Annotated in this window: 16 protein-coding genes, 5 pseudogenes and 1 riboswitch; of the genes and pseudogenes, 3 read left to right on the top strand and 18 right to left on the bottom strand. The window is 57.1% G+C overall.

The genetic code is table 11. The features are described 5' to 3' along the window. Positions 1-6: 6 nt before the first annotated feature. Positions 7-420: a hypothetical protein gene (locus MIH18_RS23100; RefSeq protein WP_249014695.1), complete on the bottom strand. Its 414-nt coding sequence runs from the start codon at positions 418-420 to the stop codon at positions 7-9. A gap of 39 nt (positions 421-459) precedes the next feature. Here MIH18_RS23100 and MIH18_RS23105 point away from each other — a divergent pair. Both MIH18_RS23105 and MIH18_RS23110 read left to right on the top strand, forming a co-directional pair. After that, positions 460-894, top strand: a pseudogene (locus MIH18_RS23105) (Tn3 family transposase); the annotation flags it as partial. 51 nt (positions 895-945) lie between these two features. Beyond that, positions 946-1401: an ATP-binding protein gene (locus MIH18_RS23110; protein ID WP_249014696.1), complete on the top strand. Its 456-nt coding sequence runs from the start codon at positions 946-948 to the stop codon at positions 1399-1401. 13 nt (positions 1402-1414) lie between these two features. On the opposite strand, the gene bluB is transcribed toward MIH18_RS23110, so the two are convergent. The 14 genes and pseudogenes from bluB to MIH18_RS23180 all read right to left on the bottom strand — a co-directional run bounded on the left by bluB (position 1415) and on the right by MIH18_RS23180 (position 20083). Next, on the bottom strand, positions 1415-2113 hold the full coding sequence (gene bluB / locus MIH18_RS23115) for a 5,6-dimethylbenzimidazole synthase (RefSeq protein ID WP_249014697.1): 699 nt from the start codon (positions 2111-2113) through the stop codon (positions 1415-1417). Next, positions 2110-3618, bottom strand: coding sequence for a cobyric acid synthase (locus MIH18_RS23120; protein WP_249012472.1), 1509 nt, complete (start codon positions 3616-3618; stop codon positions 2110-2112). Before MIH18_RS23120 ends, bluB begins: the two co-directional genes overlap by 4 nt. Before the next feature lie 3 nt (positions 3619-3621). Then, positions 3622-4233 carry a cob(I)yrinic acid a,c-diamide adenosyltransferase gene (gene cobO / locus MIH18_RS23125; protein WP_249014698.1) on the bottom strand — a complete coding sequence of 204 codons (612 nt, stop codon included), beginning with the start codon at positions 4231-4233 and terminating at the stop codon, positions 3622-3624. Between the two features lie 53 nt (positions 4234-4286). Then, positions 4287-8489 carry a cobaltochelatase subunit CobN gene (locus MIH18_RS23130; RefSeq protein WP_249014699.1) on the bottom strand — a complete coding sequence of 1401 codons (4203 nt, stop codon included), beginning with the start codon at positions 8487-8489 and terminating at the stop codon, positions 4287-4289. A gap of 12 nt (positions 8490-8501) precedes the next feature. Then, positions 8502-9830 carry a cobyrinate a,c-diamide synthase gene (locus MIH18_RS23135; RefSeq protein ID WP_249014700.1) on the bottom strand — a complete coding sequence of 443 codons (1329 nt, stop codon included), beginning with the start codon at positions 9828-9830 and terminating at the stop codon, positions 8502-8504. Positions 9831-9855: 25 nt separating this feature from the next. Continuing rightward, on the bottom strand, positions 9856-10626 hold the full coding sequence (locus MIH18_RS23140; RefSeq protein ID WP_249014701.1) for an ABC transporter ATP-binding protein: 771 nt from the start codon (positions 10624-10626) through the stop codon (positions 9856-9858). Further along, a complete protein-coding gene (locus MIH18_RS23145; RefSeq protein ID WP_249014702.1) occupies positions 10626-11585 on the bottom strand; it encodes an iron ABC transporter permease in 960 nt (319 codons plus the stop codon). The genes MIH18_RS23140 and MIH18_RS23145 overlap by 1 nt, the downstream gene beginning before the upstream one ends. A 30-nt stretch (positions 11586-11615) precedes the next feature. Beyond that, positions 11616-12437 carry a cobalamin-binding protein gene (locus tag MIH18_RS23150; RefSeq protein ID WP_249014703.1) on the bottom strand — a complete coding sequence of 274 codons (822 nt, stop codon included), beginning with the start codon at positions 12435-12437 and terminating at the stop codon, positions 11616-11618. Between the two features lie 104 nt (positions 12438-12541). Continuing rightward, a complete protein-coding gene (locus MIH18_RS23155) occupies positions 12542-14362 on the bottom strand; it encodes a TonB-dependent receptor (RefSeq protein ID WP_249014704.1) in 1821 nt (606 codons plus the stop codon). A gap of 160 nt (positions 14363-14522) precedes the next feature. Then, positions 14523-14722, bottom strand: a riboswitch (cobalamin riboswitch). 39 nt (positions 14723-14761) lie between these two features. Further along, entirely contained in the window at positions 14762-15823 is a 1062-nt protein-coding gene (cobD, locus tag MIH18_RS23160) for a threonine-phosphate decarboxylase CobD (protein WP_249014705.1), read from the bottom strand. A gap of 65 nt (positions 15824-15888) precedes the next feature. Further along, positions 15889-16551 (bottom strand): annotated as a pseudogene (locus tag MIH18_RS23165) (group II intron maturase-specific domain-containing protein); the annotation flags it as partial. 478 nt (positions 16552-17029) lie between these two features. Beyond that, positions 17030-17734: pseudogene (locus MIH18_RS23170) on the bottom strand (reverse transcriptase domain-containing protein); the annotation flags it as partial. Positions 17735-18048: 314 nt separating this feature from the next. Then, positions 18049-19017, bottom strand: a complete 969-nt coding sequence (gene cbiB / locus MIH18_RS23175) for an adenosylcobinamide-phosphate synthase CbiB (protein ID WP_249014819.1) — start codon at positions 19015-19017, stop codon at positions 18049-18051. Between the two features lie 142 nt (positions 19018-19159). Then, positions 19160-20083: an IS1595 family transposase gene (locus MIH18_RS23180; RefSeq protein ID WP_249014706.1), complete on the bottom strand. Its 924-nt coding sequence runs from the start codon at positions 20081-20083 to the stop codon at positions 19160-19162. Between the two features lie 74 nt (positions 20084-20157). Between MIH18_RS23180 and MIH18_RS23185 the strand changes: the two are divergent. Next, positions 20158-21307, top strand: a pseudogene (locus MIH18_RS23185) (IS3 family transposase). Between the two features lie 90 nt (positions 21308-21397). On the opposite strand, the pseudogene MIH18_RS24085 reads toward MIH18_RS23185, so the two are convergent. The 3 genes and pseudogenes from MIH18_RS24085 to MIH18_RS23200 form a co-directional block, all read right to left on the bottom strand. Next, positions 21398-21667, bottom strand: a pseudogene (locus tag MIH18_RS24085) (hypothetical protein); the annotation flags it as partial. 52 nt (positions 21668-21719) lie between these two features. Continuing rightward, a complete protein-coding gene (locus MIH18_RS23195) occupies positions 21720-22982 on the bottom strand; it encodes a TRAP transporter large permease subunit (protein ID WP_249014707.1) in 1263 nt (420 codons plus the stop codon). A gap of 1 nt (position 22983) precedes the next feature. Continuing rightward, positions 22984-23496, bottom strand: coding sequence for a TRAP transporter small permease (locus tag MIH18_RS23200; protein ID WP_249014708.1), 513 nt, complete (start codon positions 23494-23496; stop codon positions 22984-22986). Positions 23497-23684 lie beyond the last annotated feature (188 nt).

The following is a 23684-nucleotide window of genomic DNA, read 5'->3' on the forward strand; positions in this document are numbered from 1 at the left end:
CAGCGGTCATCGGTTGGCGACCCCGTTGCGAATGATCTGAACCACTTCATCCAATACCTCTTTGGCTTTATCCAGCCCAACGAGGGAAAACAGCCTGGGCAACAGGTTCTTGCGAACGTCCTGCTCGATGCCCACCGGGTTCAGGGAGTTCTCGGCCACGGCCCGGTTCACCACCTGGTCAATCTCGAAGGCCTCGGCGATTAATTGCTCACCTTTGTCAGCTTCCAGTGTGGTGAAACCCGCACCCAATACCAGCTTAAACGCGCCGTAGTAAGCCTGAGCATGTTTGTTTCCCTGGAAGGACTCCGTGGGCAAGTCCGGTACATCCCGGTCATCGACCAGGGTTTCCAGCTCACTGAACAGTTTGAACTGGGCCTTGTAGTCGAACAGGGACTCGGCTTTTTTTATGGCATCTTTCAATAAGGCAGAGAACACCTTTTGGGCGTATGGGTCGTCACTCTGACGGAATACACCCGCCTGGTGAAAACGAACTACTTGCTGTGCTACATCGATGATGCCAGTTTACGCAATTACGTTCAGCGTGCGCTGAACCGTGGAGAGGCCTATCACCAGTTGCGCCGAGCCGTGAGCAACGTTAATGGGGATCAGTTCCGAGGTAGCTCAGATGAAGAAATCCAACTATGGAACGAGTGCGCTCGGTTGGTCACCAATGCCATCATCTATTTCAACTCCAGGATACTCAGCCAGCTGTTGACCAGCTTTGAATATCACGGAGATACCAAGAGAATGGGAATCGTAAAACAGGCCTCCCCGGTGGCTTGGCATAACATTAACCTCAAGGGCACCTACAACTTTGAATTGAGCGAAAGGTTACCCGATCTAGAGGAGCTAATGCGCTCAATCGAGGGGTATTTGCCCATCAGCGAAAAGTAATACCCCTCTGGAAGCCACGAGTGGCGAGGTCTCCAGAGGACTTTGTCGTTTTTGGACGGAAAATCCCTAGAACCCCACATTGAGCCGGTATTACAGGACGATGCCGGCGAAGCCCTGGTGTGTTGCCACAACGCCCTAATCAACACCCTGATGCGATCCCTGCTGGCCAACGCGATCCAATACAGCCCACAACACACGGTGGTGGAAACCCACCTGCTGCCCTCCGCAGACGGCTATCACGTTACCGTTTGCGATCAGGGCCCCGGTATTGCAACTGCAGACCGGGAACGGGCGCTTAGCCGTTTCGTGAGGCTTGACCAAAGGATGGGTGGCGGCGCGGGGCTGGGATTGGCCATTGCGCGGCGAATTGCGGAACTCCATGGCGGCCAACTGACCCTGAACACGCGACCCGACGGCCAGACCGGGCTCTGTGTCAGCCTTTGGCTGCCGGCGCGCACGGCGCTTTGGAAGAATGCAGCAATGGTGAGCGGCAACGGTGAGCGTTAAGCTCAACCGGGCTTTAAGATTTCAACGCATTCAAGAGCGTTTCATCGTCCATCGGTTGTCCCCAGCGATTGCCGTGCATCAACTCGGCCAGGGGCAGGCGCGAACGCCAGCCTTTGGCCTGAAGCTCGGGCTGGTCCAGAAACTCGCTGACGTAGCCAAGGCACAAATAAGCCAGCGGATACACGTTATCCGGCAGGTTCAGAATGCCTGCCAGTGTGGTTTGATCGACAATGCTCACCCAGCCTATGCCTATGCCTTCCGCCCGCGCCGCCAGCCATAAGTTCTGTACCGCCAGGCAAGTGCTGAACAAGTCCATCTCCACAATGGAACTGCGCCCCAGCACATGGGTGCCACCACGGCTGCGATCGCAGGTAATGCAGAGATTTAAGGGGCTTTCGACAATGCCCTGCAGTTTCAGGCTGCGGTAGGTTTCCTGCTGATCGCCGCTGTAGTTGTTCGCGGCTTTGGCGTTTTCTTCGTGGTAGCTGGCCAGCACCTGCTCGCGCACGTCCAGACTGTCGATCAGGATAAAATCCCAGGGCTGCATAAACCCCACCGACGGTGCATGGTGCGCGGCTTTCAACAGCCGGGCCAATACGGGCCGGGGGATGGGGTCTGGCAAAAACTGGGAGCGCACGTCACGGCGCTCGAAAATAGCGCGATACAGCCCGGCGCGTTCTTCGTCCGTGAAAGGCCGGTTGGGATCACTCATGGCTGCCCCGTCGGGCCAGGCGTGGTCGCCGCTGCCTTCAGCCCCAGCAAGTCGCGCAGCCAGTGGGTATCAAGATGTTGCTCCACCTGATCCGCCAGCCGGTCAAGCTGAGCCAGGCGATGTTGCTGATAGTCTACCGCAGCGTCTGAGTGATCCAGCCCGGCCCATTGCAGCACGGCATCACAACCCCCAGGCTCATCAAAAATTCCGTGTACATAGGTGCCCGCTATCTGACCGTCAGCACTGATAGCTCCTTCGTTTTTGCCGTTCATCCGGCCTAATGGGCGCGCCAGAGCCGCGCCTTCGCTCACACCGTTGTGCATTTCATAGCCGCTAAAACTGGCATCGGGTTGGCCGGAATTCTGCGCTGGCAGGGATATCGTGCCGCAGACGTTTTTGAGCTGCTTGCCGGCCACCATGGTGGTCGTCATATTCAACAGACCCAGGCATTCGGTTGTACCGCTGCTGCCTTCCAGCCCTTCCGGATCGTCCACGCGCTCACCCAGCATTTGAAAGCCACCGCAAATGCCAAACACCTTACCGCCATAGCGCAGGTGTTTTTGGATAGCCTGCGTCCAGCCCTGAGCGTGAAGAAAGGCCATATCGGTGCGGGTGCTTTTGCTGCCGGGCAGAATAATCAGGTCGGCCGCTGGAATGGGTTGGTCCGGGCCAATAAACTGCAGGTTTACGCCGGGATGCAGGCGTAGCGGGTCAAAATCGTTGTGGTTACTGATGCGCGGCAGCACCGGCACAATCACATTCAGGGCGCCGGCTTCGCTTGCGCCGCTGGTGCCAATGCTGTCTTCGGAATCTACAATCAGGCCTTGAAGATACGGCAGTACGCCAATGACCGGTTTTCCAGTGCGCTCAGTCAGCCAGTCCAAGCCTGGCTCCAGCAGAGCGATATCGCCGCGAAAGCGATTGATGATAAAACCTTTTGTGCGGTTTTGTTCGCTGGCGGAAATCAACTCCAGAGTGCCTACCAGCTGGGCAAACACACCGCCACGGTCAATATCGCCCACCAACAGCACCGGGCAATCTGCCGCTTCGGCAAAGCCCATATTGGCGATGTCATTGGCGCGCAGGTTGATTTCAGCGGGGCTGCCGGCGCCTTCGGCGATGATCACATCATAGCGTTGGCTAAGCGCACGCCAGGCGTCCATCACCGCCACCATGGCCTCGGCTTTGTAAGCGTGATAATCCAGCGCGTCCATATTGCCGTGCACCTGGCCGCGCAGAATCACCTGGGCGCCGCAGTCGCTTTGTGGCTTCAGCAATACGGGATTCATATCGCTGTGGGGTTCAAGGCCACACGCCAGCGCTTGCAGTGCTGTCGATCGGCCAATTTCGCCACCGTCTATGGTCACGGCGCTATTCAAGGCCATATTCTGCGGCTTGAACGGCGCCACCGACACACCCTGGCGCGCCAGCCAGCGGCACAAAGCCGCCACCACGGTGGTCTTGCCGGCGTCAGAAGTCGTGCCCTGAATCATCAGTGTAGGCATGGCCTAAAGCTCAACGCCTTTTTGGGCTTTGATGCCCTGATCTTTGAACGCGTGCTTCACCACGCCCATTTCAGTCACGGTGTCGGCCAGGTCAATCAATTCTTGGGGCGCGTTGCGGCCGGTAACAACAACGTGCTGCATGGCTGGCCGGGATTGAAGGTCGTCCAGCACACGGTCCAGGTCGATGTACTCGTATTTCAGCGCGATGTTCAGTTCGTCCAGCAGAATCATGTCGTAGCTGTCGTCTTTGAGCATCGCCGCGACAATCTCCCAGGCGGCTGTGGCCGCGGCCACATCCTGTTCCCGGTTTTTGGTTTCCCAGGTGTAACCCTGCCCCATCACGTGGTAATCCACACCCGGCAGATTGCGGAAGAAGGCTTCTTCGCCGGTGCTGAAGGCACCTTTAATAAACTGCACCACACCCACTTTCATGCCGTGGCCCAGGGCGCGGGCAACCATGCCAAAGCCGGAGCTGCTTTTGCCTTTACCGGGGCCGGTCAGCACCAGCAACACTCCCTGTTCTTTCTGGGCGCGGGCAATGCGTTCGTGCATCATTGTCTGCTTGGCCGCCATACGGCGGGCGTGGCGTTCGGGGTCTTTGGCGCGTTCACGCATGTAATGGTTCCTTCTCAGTTAACGGATGAAATGTCTGGCCCTGGCCAGATTCACTAACGGCAGCCTGAGCGCGTCAGGATCACCGATGTCTGGCAGTCATCGTTCGCCGCACGCACGGACGGATACGCAGCGGTGCCGCCCCTGCGGGCAGAACCGAAAGCTTCCCGCTGTTGCGGATCCAGCTGGTCTGCCACCCAATCCATCAACGGATGGTCCGGACGAGTATGACCGCTTCCGGGCAGGCCATGGTTGATAATATTGTTAGCGAAATCACTTAACAGCGGTTTCAGGGTAAAGATATCCACCTCCCAGAAACCACGTTTGGCTGCTAGCAGAGCGATTGCCTGCATGTGCGTCTTGACGTGAACGTTGTACCCCTCAGCCAGAAAATCATCCAGGCCAAGCCCGTGGCGATCCTGAAAATACACGTCATTAACCTCATCCCAAACGCTTGAGCGAAGCACCTGCGGGCTGGTTATCTGCCAGCCCCAGAGGTTATCCAGAAAATCGCTGCCCATGGTGCGGGCACCAGCATAACCATGCTCCATTAACGGCGCCAGCCACTGCGGATTCAAATTGCGGGCGCGAAGTTCAACCTGCAACGCGCGTTGAAGTGAATCGACACGCGGATTCTTTGGATCCTCGTACTGCAAAACCCGATTTTCCGGCGGTTCACCCCGCAGATGCTCCACTGCATTGGAGAGGCCGCCCTGAAAGTCGAAACCGTCGTCGTTATCAAGCAGGCCGTACAAATGGCTTGACCGGCCAAGATAGGTTTTGTCTACAGACAGCAACTGGAGGTCAAACGCCTCGTGCGCCGGCTCACCGTTGCTTTCTTTACCGTAAACATGCCCCATTCGGCGGCGATAGGCATCCCCCAGTTGTTGTCGGCTCTGCCATGCTCCGGTGCGCGTAGCCAGAGTATTAACACCGGCTCCGTAAGCCCCCGGCGCTGTACCAAACACCCGGTAGGCCGCCTGTGTGCCGGCGTCGCGCCCCGACTGCCCGGCCGCCAGCAGAACTCGAACATCGGCAACCCAGCGCGCGGCCACGCCATTGGTTGCAAGCGATTCAATGCCGCGCTCACGCAGGGCAACCGGCAACACCGACAGCGCCTGATCAAGGGCAGGCGCCAAATCCGGGTGGTCGTTAACGATCGTTTTTGCGGCGCCCGCCAGCGCGTAACGAGAGGCAAGGTCCAGCCATTCCAACTTGCTACCGTAAAGGTCCCGGAACAGCCCGGACGTGGTAAAGACCACATTACGCCGCACCGGGTTATCGGTGCCCGGCCCGGCCGGCAGCCGCTCCAGGCCGTTAACAATGCCCCTGCTGTTCCAGACCGGCCGGATACCCATAAGTTTCAGACCGAAAGCGATCATCACGCCTTCGTCGCGCACCGTATCCGAAGCCCAGAGAACCAACGCATCACTTTCATCACGCTGTCGGGTACCGGTTTTTTCCGCTTCTGCGACCAGCTCCTCAGCCAGCGACCAGGCAACTCGTGTCGGAATCAGGTCGTCAGACAGGGCATGAAAATTTCGCCCGGTGGGCAGAACCTCGGGGGTTCGTAACGGGTCATTGCCTTGCCCTGGTGCCACAAAACGACCATTGAGCGCATTCAGCCAGCTCTTGCGTTCCGCCGCCGGCGATCCAGCCAGTTTCTGTCGCCAACCCGGGTTTGGTTTACCGGAGTCGCCTGCCATTGAGGTCAGCATGGTATCCAGCATCTCAGGGGTCCAGTCCTGACCAAACACGTGCAGGCCCAGGGGCATGTAATGCTCTTGTATGCTTGTCACATAATGCCCGGCTTCATGAACCAGCAATTCCGGCGACAACGTATCAACCGAGACCTCGGCGGCCGCAAGACCCATTTCATTGGCAATTTCATGCTCGATATCTTCGGCAATATCCAGTTCCGCTATTTTTTCCCGAAGCAACGCCAACGCGCGCTCCCGGGTGGGGCTGTTGGGTTCGGTGGCAGACTGCCAGGTCTCCACTAACTGCCTTACTTCAAGCAGATTGTCGTACAGTTCGGTGGCCGCCAGAGGCGGGGTCAAATGGCTGATCATCACACCCAGCGCCCGGCGCTTCGCCTGTATGCCCTCGCCAACACCGTCCACAATGTAGGGGTAGATCAGCGGCAGGTCGCCACCCAGAAGATCCGGATAATCGTCCTCGGTTAGGCCCGCACGCCGCCGTGGCAGAAATTCACGAGTGGAATGCCGGCCCACATACACCAGCGCATCGGCCTTATAGTGATCCCGCAGCCAATGGTAGAAACCGACGTATTGATGCGTTGGCGGAAAGGTGGTGTTGGCGTGAAGCAGTTCTTCATTCACCTCCCAGCCTCTTGGCGGCTGTGGCCCGATAAAGATATTGCCGAACCGCAGACCGGGGAAAATCAGGCGATTATTCACCACCATCGACTGCCCTGGCGCCTCACCCCAACCCTTCAGTCCTGGAAGGTCAGTATCGGTCAGTGCCACTCGCAGAGCGTTCAGCTCGTTTTTATGGCCGCCTTCTTTAAGCCGGCGGATCCATAATGTTTCGTAGTCATCAAGACGGACCAGGGCTGTAGGTTGATTGGGGTGTTTCACATTTTCGATCAAATGCCGAAGATCCCTCACTCCCCGGTCCAGAATACCCAGGGCCAGGCCCTGTTCAGCGAGTTGATGGGCCTGCTCGAGACGTTCATGAAGATACCCGGTAGGACCATGAACCATTTCCTGCTGCACGACGCCGGGCAGAGACTGTAGATAACCTCGGTAAGTCTCCGCGCTCATCGATGGTACCTCACCGGCCATTTCCTGCAGCGCGCGCGGGTCATCCGGCAAGCTGACGCCGCGCTGCTGAATCATGTCGAGTAACGCTTCCGAACTGTCCGGCAGGGTACCGGTGCTGTAACCCTCAGCTTGCAACCAGGTCAGCATTTCAAACAGTGAGGCCGGCACGTCCAGATTGTCCGCCCCCACATTCTGGCGCCCCGGAGGATGGTTGTAGTAAAGGATCGCCACCCGCTTGTCAGCGTTCGCTTTGGTTTGTAGCACCTGCCAGCGCTTAAGGCGGTCGGCCAGCGCTTGAACGCGGTTTGGCACCGGTTGTGTCAGCGTGAGTGCAACACCTGTTAGCGTGTCAATCACCTCTGGTTCCGCCGTTGCCAGCACCATAGGCTGACTGACGCCCTGAAGCTCCGGCATAGCCAGCTTGTAATGCACTTTGTCGGCGGGAATCCCGTCAACGGATAACTGCCACTGATTGCGGGTTCGCGAAGCCAGTCTGAGCCCTTTGATCACCGGGACGTTAAGGCGAATAAGCTCCTGCGTCACCTGCAGGCGGCCCTCGCCACCACCGATGGTAAAATCCTGCAGGCTGACAATGCCCGCCAGTGTCGCCGGCTGAATCGTCGCTTCCAAGGCGCTTAATGCGTCAAGGCTGGCACCGCCCCAGCGGGAGAGAATAGCGAAGCACTGCAGGTCTCGGGCTTTCAGGGCTGCACACATATCGTTCAGCAAATCCCGGTCACCGGGCCGATCACCGCTATCAAGATCGAGAATCGCCACCACAGGGCCGTCTGCCAGCTCTAATCGGGACGCGTCAGCGTTGGCTTCACCGTTCTGATAATAGCGGATGCTGGCACGGGGTTCGGGCTTTTCATAATCTATATCATGACCCGCACGGGCCAACAGCCAACGCATCAGACCATCAAGGTGCTGTGGCGTTCTGCCCTGATAGAAGGCCCTGCCCTCCAGCCAGGCGGCCTGGTCCGGAAATACCGCCTGCCGGTCTGCCAGGTCATCACTGGCGTCAACACCCGCGGTTGGCGCAGCCACCAGCATTCTGAGCCCGGCATCATCCAGCGACGCCAATGGCTGGCGACCATTAATCTGCGATAGCCGAGAGATACGCCAATCACTGTTGATACCCAACACGGGCATCTGCCTTGCGGGGTCATCCGCAACTACTTGTTCTATTAATGTTGCAAGACGGTTGACCTGGTCGCCAAATACCGCCGACAGCACCAGTGCATCTGCGCTCTCAAGCAGCTCAAGCACGTGTTGGTCGCTCTGGATGGCAAGCTGTTCCGGGGTTCGTAACACCACTTGGTGATTAGGGTTTCGATCCAGAAAGCGATGGGCGCCTGCGGCCATTTCCGCAGCTGAACGCTCCGAAACAATACCCATAACAGTGGCAGCCATCAGCGGCGGAGCCGAAACTGACATCGTCAGGGCGATCAAAAAGGTCTTCAAATATCGCATCAGCAGAAATCCTCATGCATGAGTTTTCTCCGAGGCGCTGGGAAACCTCAATGGCTGACCACGAAAAACAGCAGCCACTAATGCGGGTGCCGATGGGAAATAACCGTGGAAGTAGCTACCAACCAGGCCCTTCTCGCAGAATACAGCTTCGCTGCCGGTACCCGCTTGTTTGTAGGTATGGGCGGCAGGCTTCAAGGAGGTTTCAAGGGTAGACCGGTGATAGGTGTGGCCCCGCAGTTCGCCTTCCTTTGCCGTCAGGCTGTGCATGCCCAAACCCTGTAAGCGCTTGGCCATGGCCGCGCGGCCCGGAATTAATCCAAGCAGCGAATGCACAACCCCTTCCTTGTCTGCCAGCTCTTCCGCACACGCCATAAAGCCGCCACATTCGGCCAGTATCGGTTTGCCAGCGTGATAAAAAGCACGAATGGAGTCCAGCATAGAGGTGTTGTTTGCCAAGGTACTGCCATGTAGCTCGGGATAGCCACCGGGAAGCCAAAGTGCGTCTGCCGGTGGTAACTGCGCATCGGCCAAGGGTGAGAAGTAATGCAGCTCTGCGCCCATCGCTTCCAGCAGTTCTGTGTTTGCACGGTAGATAAAACTGAAAGCCAGATCGCGGGCGATGGCAATGCGCACACCTGCCAGCAACGCCTCTGGTTTTGAGCGCTCTGATGCAGCGATGGCCACCGCTTTTGGCAACACATCGAGGCCCGCAGCTTTGAGCACTTCGGCCGCCTGATCAAGCTGTTGATCCAAACCTTCCAGCTCTGCCGCCTGCACCAGACCCAGATTCCGGTCCGGAATGCTCATGGCGTCATCCCGTGGAATAGCGCCCAGCAGGCTGATGCCATCCGGCAAGCGTTCTTTCAGCATGTCGCCATGGCGCGGGCTGCCAACTTTGTTGGCAATAACCTGGTACACAGACAGCTCGGGGTCAAAGCTTGCCAGCCCCAGCACCAGGGCACCGAAGGTTTGCGCCATGCCGCTGGCGTCAATCACCGGCAGGGCCGGAATGCCCAGCAGCTTGGCCAGATCGGCGCTGGGCGGGGTGCCGTCAAACAAACCCATGGCGCCTTCAATTAAAATAAGATCGGCATCTTGCGCGGCCTCTGCCACCCGCCAGCGGCACTCATCTTCACCGGTCATCCACGGATGAAGCTGGTACACCGGCTGGCCGGATGCGACTTCCAGCACCATGGGGTCGAGATAATCCGGACCGTGTTTGAACACCCGCACCTTGCGGCCGGCATTGCGATGCAGGCGCGCCAAGGCGGCTGTGACCAAGGATTTACCCTGCCCGGAGGCGGGTGCGGTTATCATTACTGCCGGTACGGTTATGGTCATTGATCAGCCAGATTCCAATGGTTCATTAGAAACTTACGGGTACAAAAACGGGTGCACCATCTGCTTCTACGGTGATTAATTTCTGGTTGTAGAGCCGTTCAAGCGCTGCCGGCTCCAACATATTCTTAGCGGGCCCCCAGCAGGCATCGCCGTTGGTATAGAGCAAAAGTGCGTGAGTGCACCAGCGTGCCGCCAGATTCAGATCGTGCAGGCACATGAACACGGCTTTGCCAGCACCCGCCTGATCACGCAGCAGATTCATCACCTTCACCTGATGGTGCAAATCCAGGTGGTTTGTGGGTTCGTCCAACAGCAGAACATCGGGGTTCTGGGTCATCAGGGTGGCAATAGCCACGCGCTGGCGCTCGCCACCCGACAGGGTATTGAGCAGGCGATCTGACAGATGGTCCACGTCCAGTGTGGTTAAAGCCTGCTCCGCACGACGCAGATCCTCACCCTGCTCACTGTCCCAGGGCGATAACCAGGGGTGCCGGCCAATCAAAGCGGTTTCCAGCACGGTCGCCGGAAAGCTGTCCTGGCGCTCCTGAAACACCAGGCCCAGTTGCCGGGCAATGTCGCGACGTTTCAGTGCGGTAAACGACCTGCTGTTCAGCTGCACCTGGCCACTGCGGGCGGGCAGTAATCCGGCCAATGTGTGCAATAACGTGGTTTTACCAGCGCCGTTGGGGCCCAGCACGCCCCATATCTGACCGGGCTCTATGCTCATGCTCAAAGGGAAGCCGTCAGGCCGACCAGGTACGTTGATAATCAGATCACGGGTGCTCAGCGTGCTCATCAGCGGCTCCGGTGCAGCAGGTACAGGAACGTAGGCACGCCCAGCAAAGCAGTAATCACCCCAACGGGCAGCTGTTCGGGCGCAATCATAGTGCGGGCAAGGGTATCTGCCAATACCAGCAAGGTACCGCCAGCCAGTGCGCTGGCAGGAAGGATAATGCGCTGGTCGTTGCCCAGAATCAGTCGCAGCATGTGGGGCACAATCAAACCCACAAATCCGATGCTGCCTGCGGTGGTGACCGCCGTTGCTGTCAGCAGGCTGGCCAGAACGTAAATTGTCCATTCCAAAGGTCGCACCGACACACCCAGCGCCGCGGCTTGCATGGGCCCCCGCGCCAGCACATTCAGGTTACGGGCCAGGGGCATAATCACCACCACCGACACCGCCAGCACTACAACTGCCGGCCAGGGCGAGCGGGCGTAGGACACATCGCCCATCAGCCAATACAGCATGCCGGGCAGTTTGTAGGAAGGGGTAATGGCCAGCATGAGGGTAATCACCGCGCCCCAACCGGCCGCTACTACAACGCCAGTCAGCAACAGGCGGGACGGTGTCCAGCTGCCGGTGCCGTGGGCAAGGCCAAACACCAGCACGGTTGCCAGCATGGCGCCGGCAAAGGCCGAGCCCGATATTATCAACGTGCCCATTCCCATCAGCATGGCCAGTAATGCGCCAACGGCTGCGCCGCCTGAAAGCCCAAGCACGTAAGGATCTGCCAACGGGTTGCGCAGCAACACTTGCATCAGGGCGCCCGCCACTGCCAACAACCCGCCGGTGCCAAACGCCGCAAGCGTGCGCGGCAACCGCAAATCCAGCAACAGGGTTCGGTGCAGCGTACTGCCTTCGCCCTGAATAACCTGCCACAAATCCGCAGGCGAAACAGTCACGCTTCCCAGCGCCAGCGCAAAAGCCATGGATGCCAGAGCCAACAGGCCTAAGCTGACCAAAGCGCGGGTCATCGGTTCAGAACCCGGGCGTTAGGACCTTGTCTATAATCGTTCACGGGCGTTTTCCAGTTTTTCACAGACTGTTTGTATGGCATCAAGCAACCTCGGCGTAGGCCGGGAAATAGGCGACGCCGGCACGAAAAGCAGATTGTTTTTTTCCACCGCGGTCAGCCCCGCATACTTCTTCCATTCATCCAACTGGTCGTCGCTGACGCCATCAACGCTGCCGGTAAGAATGGCATCGGGGTCTGCCTGCAACACAACTTCCGCACTGATTCTGGGAATCAGCCGTTGCATGTCGCCAAACACATTCACACCGCCACACAACTTCAGCACTTTGCCAATCAGGTGCTTGTTGTTCACAGTCATTAAAGGTTTCTCCCACACCTGGTAAAACACCGGTATGGGTTTAACGCCGGCATACTGCTGCGTTAAAGCGGCAACCCCAACGCGGAAGCGCTCAGCTTCGGCGTAACCTTCCAGCTCGGTACCGGCTAGGGTGGAAAGCCGTTCAATAACGTTAGAAACCCCCTCAAAGGTGCGGGGCTCTATAGCAAAAGTGGGTACGCCCAACTCCTGAAGCAACTCAACCTGTGCTGGTGGATTACCCGTTACCCAGGTAATCACCAGATCAGGATCAAGGGCCAGCAAAGCTTCCATATCGACACGGGTGTGGCTGCCAATCAGAGGGAGTTCAAGGGCGGCCGGGGGATAGTCACTGTAATTGACTACGGCCATTACTTTGTCACCGGCGCCGGCCGCGAACATCAGCTCTGTGGCGCCAGGCGACAAGGTAATGACGCGCTGGGCGGGGGCTGATAAACACAGCTCTTTTCCGGTGTCATCCAAAGCGCAACGTTGCATCTCACCGGCTGATGTCGGATACGCCAAGATTGCTACTAGAAACCCAAAAGCAAACCTGAAATTCAACCAGTGAGAAACCACGTTTTTACTCCAGTCTTTATGACTTACTGAATATCATAGCGAACGGACAGCATGGCTGTGCGGCCTGCAGAGATGTACTTCACACCGTCAAAACGCTCTGCTGTTGAGTACTCTTTATCAAGCGCGTTAACCAAAGTCAGGCGGGTGCTCCAGTTTGAAGCAAAGCTCCAACCTGCGCGGATATCCAGTGTCCCAAAGCCCGCCAAACGTTCAGTGTTAGCTCCGTCGTCATAGCGATCTCCTTCGACAATCACCGATCCACCAAACTCAAAGTTATTGATGGTTTTATCCAGATCAAATCGAGCCGTTTGCTTCGCGCGGCGTGCCAACTGGTTTTTGGTGTTACGGTCTTCAGGGTCCATGAAGGTTAGTGCAACCGCTGCCCGCCAGCCGTCGTGTTCGTAGCCGCCACCTAACTCCGCTCCGCGAATTCGTGCCTCGTCGACGTTAACACGAGTATCAACGGTGCCAATCTGCCCAGAGCTAATCAGGTTATCAATATCCATTTGATAAACAGCCAGGTCCCAAAACCATACCTGGTAGTTTCCGCTAACGCCCAGTTCATAGCTGTCTGATTTCTCGGGTTCCAGGTCAGGATTGCCCTGGTAGTTAAACGATAATGGCCAGTAGAGGTCATTGAACGTAGGCGCTCTGAACGCCGTACCGTAACTCGCGCGGACACGGTGTGATTGGTCAAAACTGTAACCCAATGCCAAGCCACCCGTTTCGTTGGTGCCGTAGGCTTCGTTGTCATCGCCGCGAAGACTGAGTTGAGCATCAACCGGGCCAAAGTTCAGGCGCAACTGGCTGAATACCGCCGTATTGGTTCTACTGGTTTCTGAATAATTCTGGGAACCGCTGACCTCATCCTGCTGCAGCTCTGCACCCACAACCAGCTCATGGACATTGAACGAGAGGGTATTTTCCCATCTAGCCTGGCGCAATCGCGTGTTATAAATGCTGTCGCCAAAGTCTGTGAACGACTCAGTTTCATCCCGTGATTCGGCAAACTGAATACCCATTCGCCAACTGTCAGTCAGTGGCGTCATCAACCCAAAACCGACAGTGCGGATCAGGTAATCAATATTGCCACCTTCGTACTCGGTGTTGCCCTCAGACTGCAACAACATGATGCTGGCTTCACCGCCGTTATCGAGCGTGTGCACAACCCGGCCAAGGCCGGCGGTATTGCGAAAGCCCTTATCTTCACCGTTCTCGATAATGGCCGTGCCGTCACTCTCTTTATGCAAGCCGCTCAAGCTGAAACGCGTGTTGCCAATCGAACCAGAAGCACCTGCACTGGTTTTTTGGGTATCAAAGTTACCTGCACCAGCCTCAACCCAGCCCCGCTGTCCTTGTTCCGGGTCCAACGAGAAAGCCTGAACCACACCGCCCATAGCGTCTGCGCCATAAAGCGAACTACGCGGACCACGTACAACTTCCACGCGTTGAATAAGATCTGTCGGAACGTACTGCCAGGAGGCACCGCCGCCCGTCGCAGAGTGCAGCTTTACGCCGTCAATCAGAAGAACGGTACCGGCATTCTGTACACCGCGGGTAAAAACGCTGGTTGATTTGCCAAAGGAGCCGTTACCAACCACGTTGATCCCCGGCTGGCCGCGCAGAAGATCAGAAAAGTCAGCAGGCGCTTTCGAGCGAATCTCTTCTTCGCTGATAACCGTCACCGATGCCAAGCTCTCACCCACAGTTTTAGGGCCTAGCGTAGCGGTAACAACAATCGGATCCAGAATCGCGCCGGTGGATTCTTGGGCAACCGCAATAGAAAGAGGACTTAATGCAAAAGGCACCAACAGACTGCTGGCAACAAACCGGAAAGCTTTCATGAAACGCACTCATCGACACACCACGCGCACCCGCATGGTTAGTTTTTTGGTGCTGCAAAGGGGCGCAAAAGCAGGCCGCAAGTGAAGCGGGCGCCTTACAAAAGGTGGGGAAATGCCGTGAAACAGGGTCGGTGTTTACCCACCGCAACTGCCCTCCGCAGCGTTCGGTGTGTTGACAGGCCGGTCTCCGGACTTGTGAGCTGTATTGCTGAACGGCGCAAGCCTTCCCATGCGTTTGCACAGTGGCACCTTTCTTAGCCGTTCACTCACTTACCGTTGCGGGGGCAGTGCCGGACTTTAACCGGCTTCCCGTTTCACTATTGCGGCGATGATGATAACGCCAGAACAACACCTGAAAACGGCTGTAAGGCTAACAATGCGTTAATGTTTAGTCAATGACTAATCACAAGCCTTTCCAGCCAATGCCATTTCCAGCTTTCGCCACTGACTCTCATCTGCCGCCAGGCCAAACCGCAGCATTCCTGGCGGCTCAAAGACCCTAACCAACACCGCCTGTGCAGCCAGCTTATCCGCCAGCGATTGTGGATTATCAGTGCGAACTGTCTGGAACAGTGCGCCGCCACCAGCCAACGTGAGCCCGGCTGCTTGCAGTATCTCGCGCAACCTGCCCGCACTCTGTTGCAAGCAGGCGCGGGCCTGAAGCTGCCAAACCGTATCGCTCAGCGCCTGCGCCATCACATAGCGAGCTGGCCCCCCAAGCGGCCAAGGGCCGAGCACTCTTTTTAACGAGTCAGCAACTGCAAAGTCCGCCAGCACCGCCCCGGCGCGCACCCCAGCCAGACCAAAAAACTTTCCCAGCGAACGGAGCACTACCAAACCTGGCTGCCCGACATGAGAGCAAAGACTAAATGCCGGCGTAGCATCCATAAATGCCTCATCAACAACCAGCCAGCCACCGCGCTTTTTCAGTCGTTGATACCAACGTAACAGTGTAGATGGCGAGATTATTTCTCCTGTCGGATTATTGGGATTAATCCACACCAGCACATCCAGCTGATCGAGCCAACGATCATCGCAACCTGAAGCGCCACAGCCGGTTTGTTCAGGCCCTATGGGGATAATCGTATGACCCGCGTTTCGCCAGCTGTGCCCATGCTCACGATAACCAGGCACAGGTATGCCGACACGGCAGGGTTTACGCAATCTTGGCAAAGCCATAATAGCCGCCTGGCTGCCGGGCACTGGAACACAGGCGGCCGAGGGAGGCGCACCCGACCACTGGCGAATAACCTCTTCGAGCCCGTCATCGGCTTCGGGCAGTCTTTGCCATAGCTCCGCCGGTATATCGGGCACCGGCCAGCCAATTGGGTTTATGCCAGTGGACAGGTCAAGCCATTCTGAGCGGGGAATGCCCCAGCGTTCTGTCGCTTTATTCAACCGTCCACCGTGTTCCAACATCATTGTTAGTGCACCACCAAAATCGGGATAGGGGGGAGCCATGAGGCTCCGCCCCTCCCACACCACCCGGCATGCGGGTCCGCACCGGGCGGTTCGAGAAGTTGAGGTCATGAGAGTCTTGGCACACCCAGCCGATCGAAGTAGGCAACCGTCAACACGTTGTGGATAGCAGACAAGCTATTGTGCCACCAGCGCCGGCTCAGAGCCGCTACCGATTGTGCCACCCAGGGATTTGCGCCCAGGCGCATCAGCTCCCGATAGATCGTCTTACCTCGTCGCCACTGCTTAAGCTGCATAGCCCTCAAGCGCCGACGTATCCATCCATCCAGCGAGCGCCAGATGCGTGGAGTTTGCGACAGCTTGAAGTAACCTTTCCAGCCCAGCAGATAGCGTCGAAGCTTCTCCACCACTTGTTCCATGCTGCGCCCTCCCGAACGTCGAGTCAGTTGCCGGATCCGCAGCTTGAACGCTTGCAATGCCTTCGCTGAGACCGCACGGCGGACTTCGCCGTTCGGACCCTGCCATAAAGCATAGCCAAGGAACTTGCGCCCAAACACGCTCGTCACTGCACTCTTGGATTCGTTAATCTTCAAATGCAGTGTGTCGTAGCAGCGCCTCAGCAGTCGCATCACCCGCTCTCCCGCCTTCTGGCTGCGCACGTAAACGTTGCAGTCATCGGCGTATCGGGCAAAACAGTGCCCTCGGCGTTCCAGCTCCCGATCCACTTCATCCAGCAGCACGTTGGCCAGCAGCGGCGATAGGGGGCCGCCTTATGTACATCTACTCGTTATGCAAAGTATTGCGCTGGAGAGCAGCAGGTAGCTGTATTCTCGTCCGATTGACTTTGCATAAAACCTGACTGCTGTGGTGAGAATGGAGACTCCCATTAACGCAGGCGTCAGTAACCATGTCCGTGCTTACATTTGATGAGTTGACTCATCGTCTAGAGAATGAACTGCACCGATTGCATTACACTGAGAGTTCGATTGCCGGGTATCGCAGAGCCTGGCTGATACCGAGATGAAGCGCAAAGCGCTTGAGGGCGCGTATCCAGACATCGTCGCCAGCACTTTACCTCATTGGACAAAGGACGGTAATCTTCTCTCGTGGTTGAGCACGTTGTAGCATACGCACCACCTCGTTATGCAAAGTGTTTTCTCCAAGTCAGTACGCACTACGCGGATACAGCGATCCACTTTGCATAACGAGTAGGTGTACATAAGGCGGCATATGAAAAGCTTTTCATATGCCACCTTGCGGCGTCCCGTCCACTCGCCGGGTGATCACCCCGCCATCCATAATCCCCGCGTTCAGGTAGGCGCGAACCAGCCGGATCAGACCGGGGTCGTTCACGCGTTTCCTCAGGCGGTCGATCAGAATGTTGTGATTGACGCGGTCAAAGAACTTGGACAAATCCACATCAACCACAATGTGGCGGCCTTGCTGGACGTATCGCTGGGCGGACAGAACGGCATCGTGGGCACGGCGGCCCGGGCGAAAGCCGTGACTGTGTTCGCTGAAGCTAGGATCAATCAGAGGTTGCAGCACATGCAGCAGTGCTTGTTGAATCAAACGGTCGGTCACGGTGGGAATACCCAGTTCCCGCTCACTTCCGTCCGGTTTCGGTATGCTTACCCGACGGACAGGCTGTGACCGGTAAGTGCCTCCCAGCAGTTGCTGCCGAAGGTCAGGCCAAGCCCATCTCAGGTGTTCGGCGGTTTGGCTGATATCCAGACCGTCGACACCTGCGGCGCCTTTATTCGCCTTTACACGCTTCCATGCCCGTTGCATATTCTCTCTCGCGAACGCCTGCTCTAGCAGGCTTCGCCCTGCGCCCTTCGGATCTCGACGCGGGAGTTCTGTTTCATCGCTGGACACGCACGGCAAGGCTTCACCTTCCCGGTGCGTGACCCGCCCCGCGGATGCGGGCATCTGATGCCTGACAGACCTCATCGTCAAGTCGTTTGACGCTCCTTCTCGTTCGGCCCTTCGCTCCGTGGTGGAGCTACTATGGCCTCTGCTGACTTCTCGCTCCGTGTTTCCACGTCGCCCTTTCAGGCATGAGGCGAGATCTCCCCGGGTAAGAACACACTCCTTCACCGCACAACCGCCGGATTTACACCACCTTGCCTTGACCACAAGAGCTTCGCGGCTTCTTGCCCGCTCGCCCTGCTTAGCAGCGCCTCATATCCGATTCTTGTTCATCGGCTCGCGGTTTACGCTCCACGCTTCCTCCCCACGGTCGGTCACCCTTCCGCAGTTGCGCTTCACTTCGTTCGCTGTGGCCAGCTTACGGGAGGACTTGCACCTCCAGGAGTGCGCCCGTGCCGGGCGCACAAGATAAGCGCTGTAATCGCCAGAACAACACCAATCCATAGCCAAACCCCGTGCCGCACCAGCGTGATCGCAGCTTCAATACTGGCTGAACTCGCATCCTGAATACCACCCAAAATCGGGCGCTGCTTAACACCAGAGGGATAAGGCGAGGGCCCACCAAGTCGCACATTCAGTGCACCTGCACCCGCCGCCATAACAGGCCCGGCATTGGGGCTATCCCATTGCGGGGCCTGATTTCGCCAACACCACCAGGCTAGTTTGCAATCGCCCAACAGCATATAGGTGAGAGCAGTCAGGCGAGCGGGAACCCAGCCCATCAGGTCATCGAGCCGCGCTGCAGCCCGGCCAAAATACAGAAATCGCGGGTTGCGATACCCCCACATGGCATCCAGGGTATTCACCATTCGGTGCACAACCACGCCGGGAATGCCTGCTATCAGGAACCAGAACAGGCTGGCAAACACCGCATCTGCTCCGTTCTCCAGCATGGACTCGGTCGCCGCAGCGGCCACGCCTCGCTCATCAAGTGCACTGGCCTGGCGACTGACAATGCGACTAACCTGCTCCTGGGCCCTTTCAAGGTCGCCCTCGTGTAGCGGTTCAGCTACCGATCGGCCATGCTCTGTTAGCCCGCGAAGCGAAATTGCCAGCCAAAGCGCTACCGCCTGAGCCAACATCAACAGCAGCCCATCGAGGGTCACAGAAACCCAGACGGCCAGGCACAGCAGAGGCACCGTTAGCAAAAGAACCGCTAAAAAGCCTGCTGGTAGACTTAGCCGGGGGTTTTCCGGTGCGATGTTGAACCTCTTTTCCACAACGGTGACCAATCGCCCGAACCCGACAACCGGGTGCATGCGGCGCGGCTCGCCCAATAGATAATCAAAGGCAATAGCAAGCATACAAACAATGAAGGGAGTGGATAACAACACAGGTGTTCCCGTGAAGTGGTTGAATGGATGTGACCAGCCCAGTTAAGGAATAATACCTGAACCTGGAGAACCTACATGACCACAAGAAAGCTGTACTCAAAAGAATTCCTGATTACGCATAAGCTTCAGCCATCTTCAACAGCCTGTAAGGCATCGGTGGTGTCCGGGTTGCCACTGTCAGAAAACGTGGGATCATGGCGCTGAGGTCATAGCGCCGGTTGAAGCGATATTCGAACTCGGCAAGATAGCGAGGGGCATGGTAGGTACCGGTGATCGCGTTCTTGACGTTGCCAAGCAGGGTGTTGACCCAGTTGAACTCAGGATTCTTCACGCTGGCACGCCCACCCCCGGTGATGTGGCGGTCATGGCTGTAGATGGGAGTGTCGAAGGCCCGAAAACACCATAGGCCGTCACTGATGACCTGGCTTCCGGGCGCAATGGCCTGTTGGGCGTAGCGACGTATCCCGACAAGGCTAAAACCGCTCACACGTCGTAGCTGAACACGCTGCGGATGGCCCGCCTCATCGGTTTGTACGGCGGCCACAAACGGGAACGTGTGCTCAGCGCCGCGACCGCGCTTTCCCGGCCGTTCACCGCCCAGGTAGGCGTCATCAATCTCAATGCGCCCGGAGAGCTTCTCTCCCTGGTTGCGCTCATGCATGACCTGCATCAGCTTGTGCTTGAGTTTCCAGGCCGTGTTGTAGGCGACGCCAAGCTCCCGGGACAGTTGTAGTGCCGAGATACCACTCTTGCGCTGGGTCAGCAGATAAATGGCCAGGAACCAGATGGTCAACGGCAGGTGTGTCGCATGAAAGATGGTGCCGGCCGTCAGCGAGGTTTGATGGTGGCAGCGGTGGCACTGGTAGTGCCCTCGGGACAGTCGACAGCCTGTGCTATTACCACACTCAGGGCACACGAAGCCCTTGGGCCAGCGATGCTGAAAGAGGGCTGCTTGGCACTGTGCTTCCGTGCCGTACTGCTCAAGAAACGCCGGTAACGACAAGCCGGGCTGGAACTGGATTGGGTTGCGTGCCATGACGTCGACTCCTCTACTGGACATAACTCCAGTATAGGTCAAGCTGGTGGAATGGTGGCTGATCAACATGCGTAATCAGGAAAGAATTTAAGCTGGACGCCATCAGCCTTGTGCTGGAGCAGGGGTATTCAAGAGCCCACGCGGCGCGCAGTCTGGAGATCAACCCAAACATGCTGGGGCGTTGGATAAAAGAGCATGAATCGGTCGATGGGCAGGCTTTCAGAGGGAACGGCAAACTGACCGCTGAACAGTTGGAAATTCGTCAGTTGCGAGAAGAAAATCGCCGTTTGAAAATGGAGAAAGACATCTTAAAAAAAGCGACGGTCTTCTTTGCCAAGGAAACGCATTAAAGTACGCGTTCATCACCCAGCATAAGAAGACCTGGCCAGTCGACGTAATGAGTCGGCTCTTGGGTGTCAGTCGCAATGCCTATTATCGGTACTGCCAACGTCAACGCGAACGGCTGCCGAATGTAGAGCACGAGGCGATGATTGAGGCTGTGAAGGAGGTCGCTCAAAGTAGCGACAAGAGCTATGGCTCCAGGCGGATGAAGCACGCTCTGAACGCTCTGGGCTATCCAGTAGGTCGGCGAAAGGCGCGGTCTCTAATGCGCGAGGCCGACGTTAAAGCCCGGTACCGGAGGAAGTTTAAAGTAACCACCAACAGCGACCATAAACAGCCGGTGTTCGACAACGTACTGGCACGAGACTTTAGCGCTGCTGAGCCTGATCAGGCGTACGTCGGTGACATCACTTATATCTGGACCCGAGAAGGCTGGCTGTATCTGGCGGTCTTCATCGATTTATTCAGCCGGCGGATAGTCGGTTGGAGCATGGGGTCACGGATGAACGCCAAGCTGGTGACAGACGCCCTGAACATGGCCATCTGGCAGCGGCAACCGAAACCCGGTTTAATCATCCATTCGGATCGAGGCTCTCAATATGCCAGCAACGCTTATCGGCGGTTGCTGTACGCAAACGGCTTCGTTGGTAGCATGAGCCGCAAAGGCGATTGCTGGGACACGCGGTCGCCGAAAGCTTTTTTGCGAGCTTGAAAAAGGAGCGTGTGCAGTGGCGAAGCGACCAGACGCGCACCGAGTCACAGCGGGACATTCTGGATTACGTTGTGATGTTTTATAACAGTCGACGGCTGCACTCTACGCTGGGTTATATCAGCCCGATGGGTTACGAAGCAGCCGCTGTTGAACTGAGGAAAGCAGCTTAACTGGGTTGTCACAAAGTGCTTGACCACTCCAGCGAACTGTGGTACGACTGACGTCAACAGCATGCTTGGCGGCGCAGCCATGTCTATGGCACCGGAGCTGACGGCCGGGATGGCCTGGGCATCATTATAGAGCTGTGCACTGGTGAAGATCTTGATGTCAATCTGTCCGTCCGACCGCTCCCTGGCGAGCTCTGCCCATTTCATTTCGGCCTTCACTTTGACATTGCTAGCGGGCGAGTCCGTGGAGAAACGGAAAGAATGGGTTTCCTGTGCCTGGGCCTGTGGGATGGCTTCCGTAAGGCCAAGAGCTACGACAGCCGCCGCGCCCATCAACCATGCAAGGGGTTTTCTGGTTGTCATTGTTGTGACTCCTATGAGTTTTCGATTAGTTGAGCGTTTGGTTTTCTAAGCACTACACGGAGAAAAGGATGATGCTTGGAACGAACAGGACGAGAAGCGCTAAGCCGAGAAGGACCAGAATGTAGGGAACCGCACCCCGGATCGCCATCTGGAGCTTTCCTTCGGCCACGCGAGTTACGATGAAGAGGTTCATGCCGACAGGAGGCGTGATCAGCCCGATTTCCATGGCAATGACAAACAGGACAGCAAAGTGAATCGCATCGACGTTCAGCAGCATCATGACAGGCATCAGAAGAGGCACCATGATGAGCAGCATTGAAGTAACTTCCATGAATGTGCCCAAAGCCACGAGCACCAGAAAGGTCATAATCAGGAATCCGTAGGGACCAACACCCGCGCTCTCAATCGTACTGGAGATGCTGCCCCCCAATCCAGAAACGGTCAGGTAGTGGCCGAAGAGTATTGCTGAGCCGATAATGGCCATGATAAACGCGGCTTCCCTCAGAGCCTCTCCCACAGCCATCAGGATCTGTTTCAAGCCCATCCGGTCGTAGAACAGCTGACCGATGACTAGAGCATAGACGACGGAGATCAGCGATGCTTCGGTGGGCGTGTAGACACCCCCATAGATGCCTCCCAGAATCAAGATCGGCAGAAGCATGCTGGGAAATGCATGGCGCGTGGCTTGCCAACGCGCGTGCGCGGTTTCCTTCGGCAGTCGCGCATAGCCGCGCTTCCAAGCAACCAGAACAGCAGTTAGGGAGAAGAAGCAGGCGGCGGCGATGCCCGGCAGCAGCGCCGCGATAAAGAGATCGCGGACCGATGCGCCCGTGATGAACCCGTAAAGGATCAGGGGGATGCTCGGCGGGATGAGAATGCCCAGGGTTGCACCTGCGGAAACAACTCCCATGGCATAGCTTTTCTCATAGCCGGCATTGGTCATTGCCGGGATGGTGATTGCCCCGATGGCCAGGGTCGTGGCGACGCTGGAGCCCGAGATTGCCGAGAAGACCATACAGGCTAAAATGGTGGCCACGCCCAGGCCGCCTGGAAGGGGGCCAACCCATGCCTTGGCAAAGCGCACAAGGGAATCCGAGATTCCACCTTCGGTCATTAGTTTCGCCGTAATTATGAAGAATGGAACGGCGAGCAGCATGGCCGGGGTTAGGCTGTTGTAAAAGACGTCGGCCAGAGTGCCGAGGGGGAAGTTCACCAGGAGGAATCCTGTCGTAGCCGCCAGCCCAAGGCTTACGTAGACAGGGGTGCCCAGGACAAGTAACACGGCCAGCAGTAGGATCGGAATGTAAATCAGCATGTCAGCTCCTGGGCCATCTGGATAACGTGTTACCCGTTTCCAGAGCCCGTTTACGTGTGGATGAAACCATGCGCGATAGAATTGCGATTGCGACCAGAAAGAAGCCGATTGGAACTGAGAGCCGGACAATCCACTGGGGAAACTTGAGAGATGTCGCCGATACCTCGCCAATATCGTACCTCTGGATCGCGACTTCGATGCCATACCAGATCATCAGGCCGGCAAAGAGCAGTGTTGAGCCAGCGCTGATGAACGACGCCACCTGCCTGGTGCGATGGCCAAGCAGATCGGTCACTACGGTTGCCCTGATGTGGCTGTTGCCGAATTCCCCCAGCCCGATGCCGATTACGTAGCAGGAGATGATCAGATAGATGATGATCTCTTCAGCGTTTGCGGAGGAACTGTTGAACAAATAGCGTCCAGCTACGTTATAAGCCCCCAAGACAGTCGCGATTAGACCTATTATACCTAAGATAAATACACTAATTTTCCGTAAGCTCCAGAACGATTTCATTCAGTTTGCTCCCTATAGCAACCAGCGCTTGTTGTTTTTCTTATTGTCCAAAATCCGATCTAAGGGGCCAGACACCTTCGTGATTCGTGGCTGTGTTACTCCGCCTGTGGCTGATCGATCAGGCCGGCCTTTCGCACAGCAGTGGTCCGGCTAAGTTCATGACGGGCGCTCCTTCAGGATGATCGTCA

It is taken from the genome of Marinobacter sp. M3C, assembly GCF_023311895.1.
Classification (GTDB): domain Bacteria; phylum Pseudomonadota; class Gammaproteobacteria; order Pseudomonadales; family Oleiphilaceae; genus Marinobacter.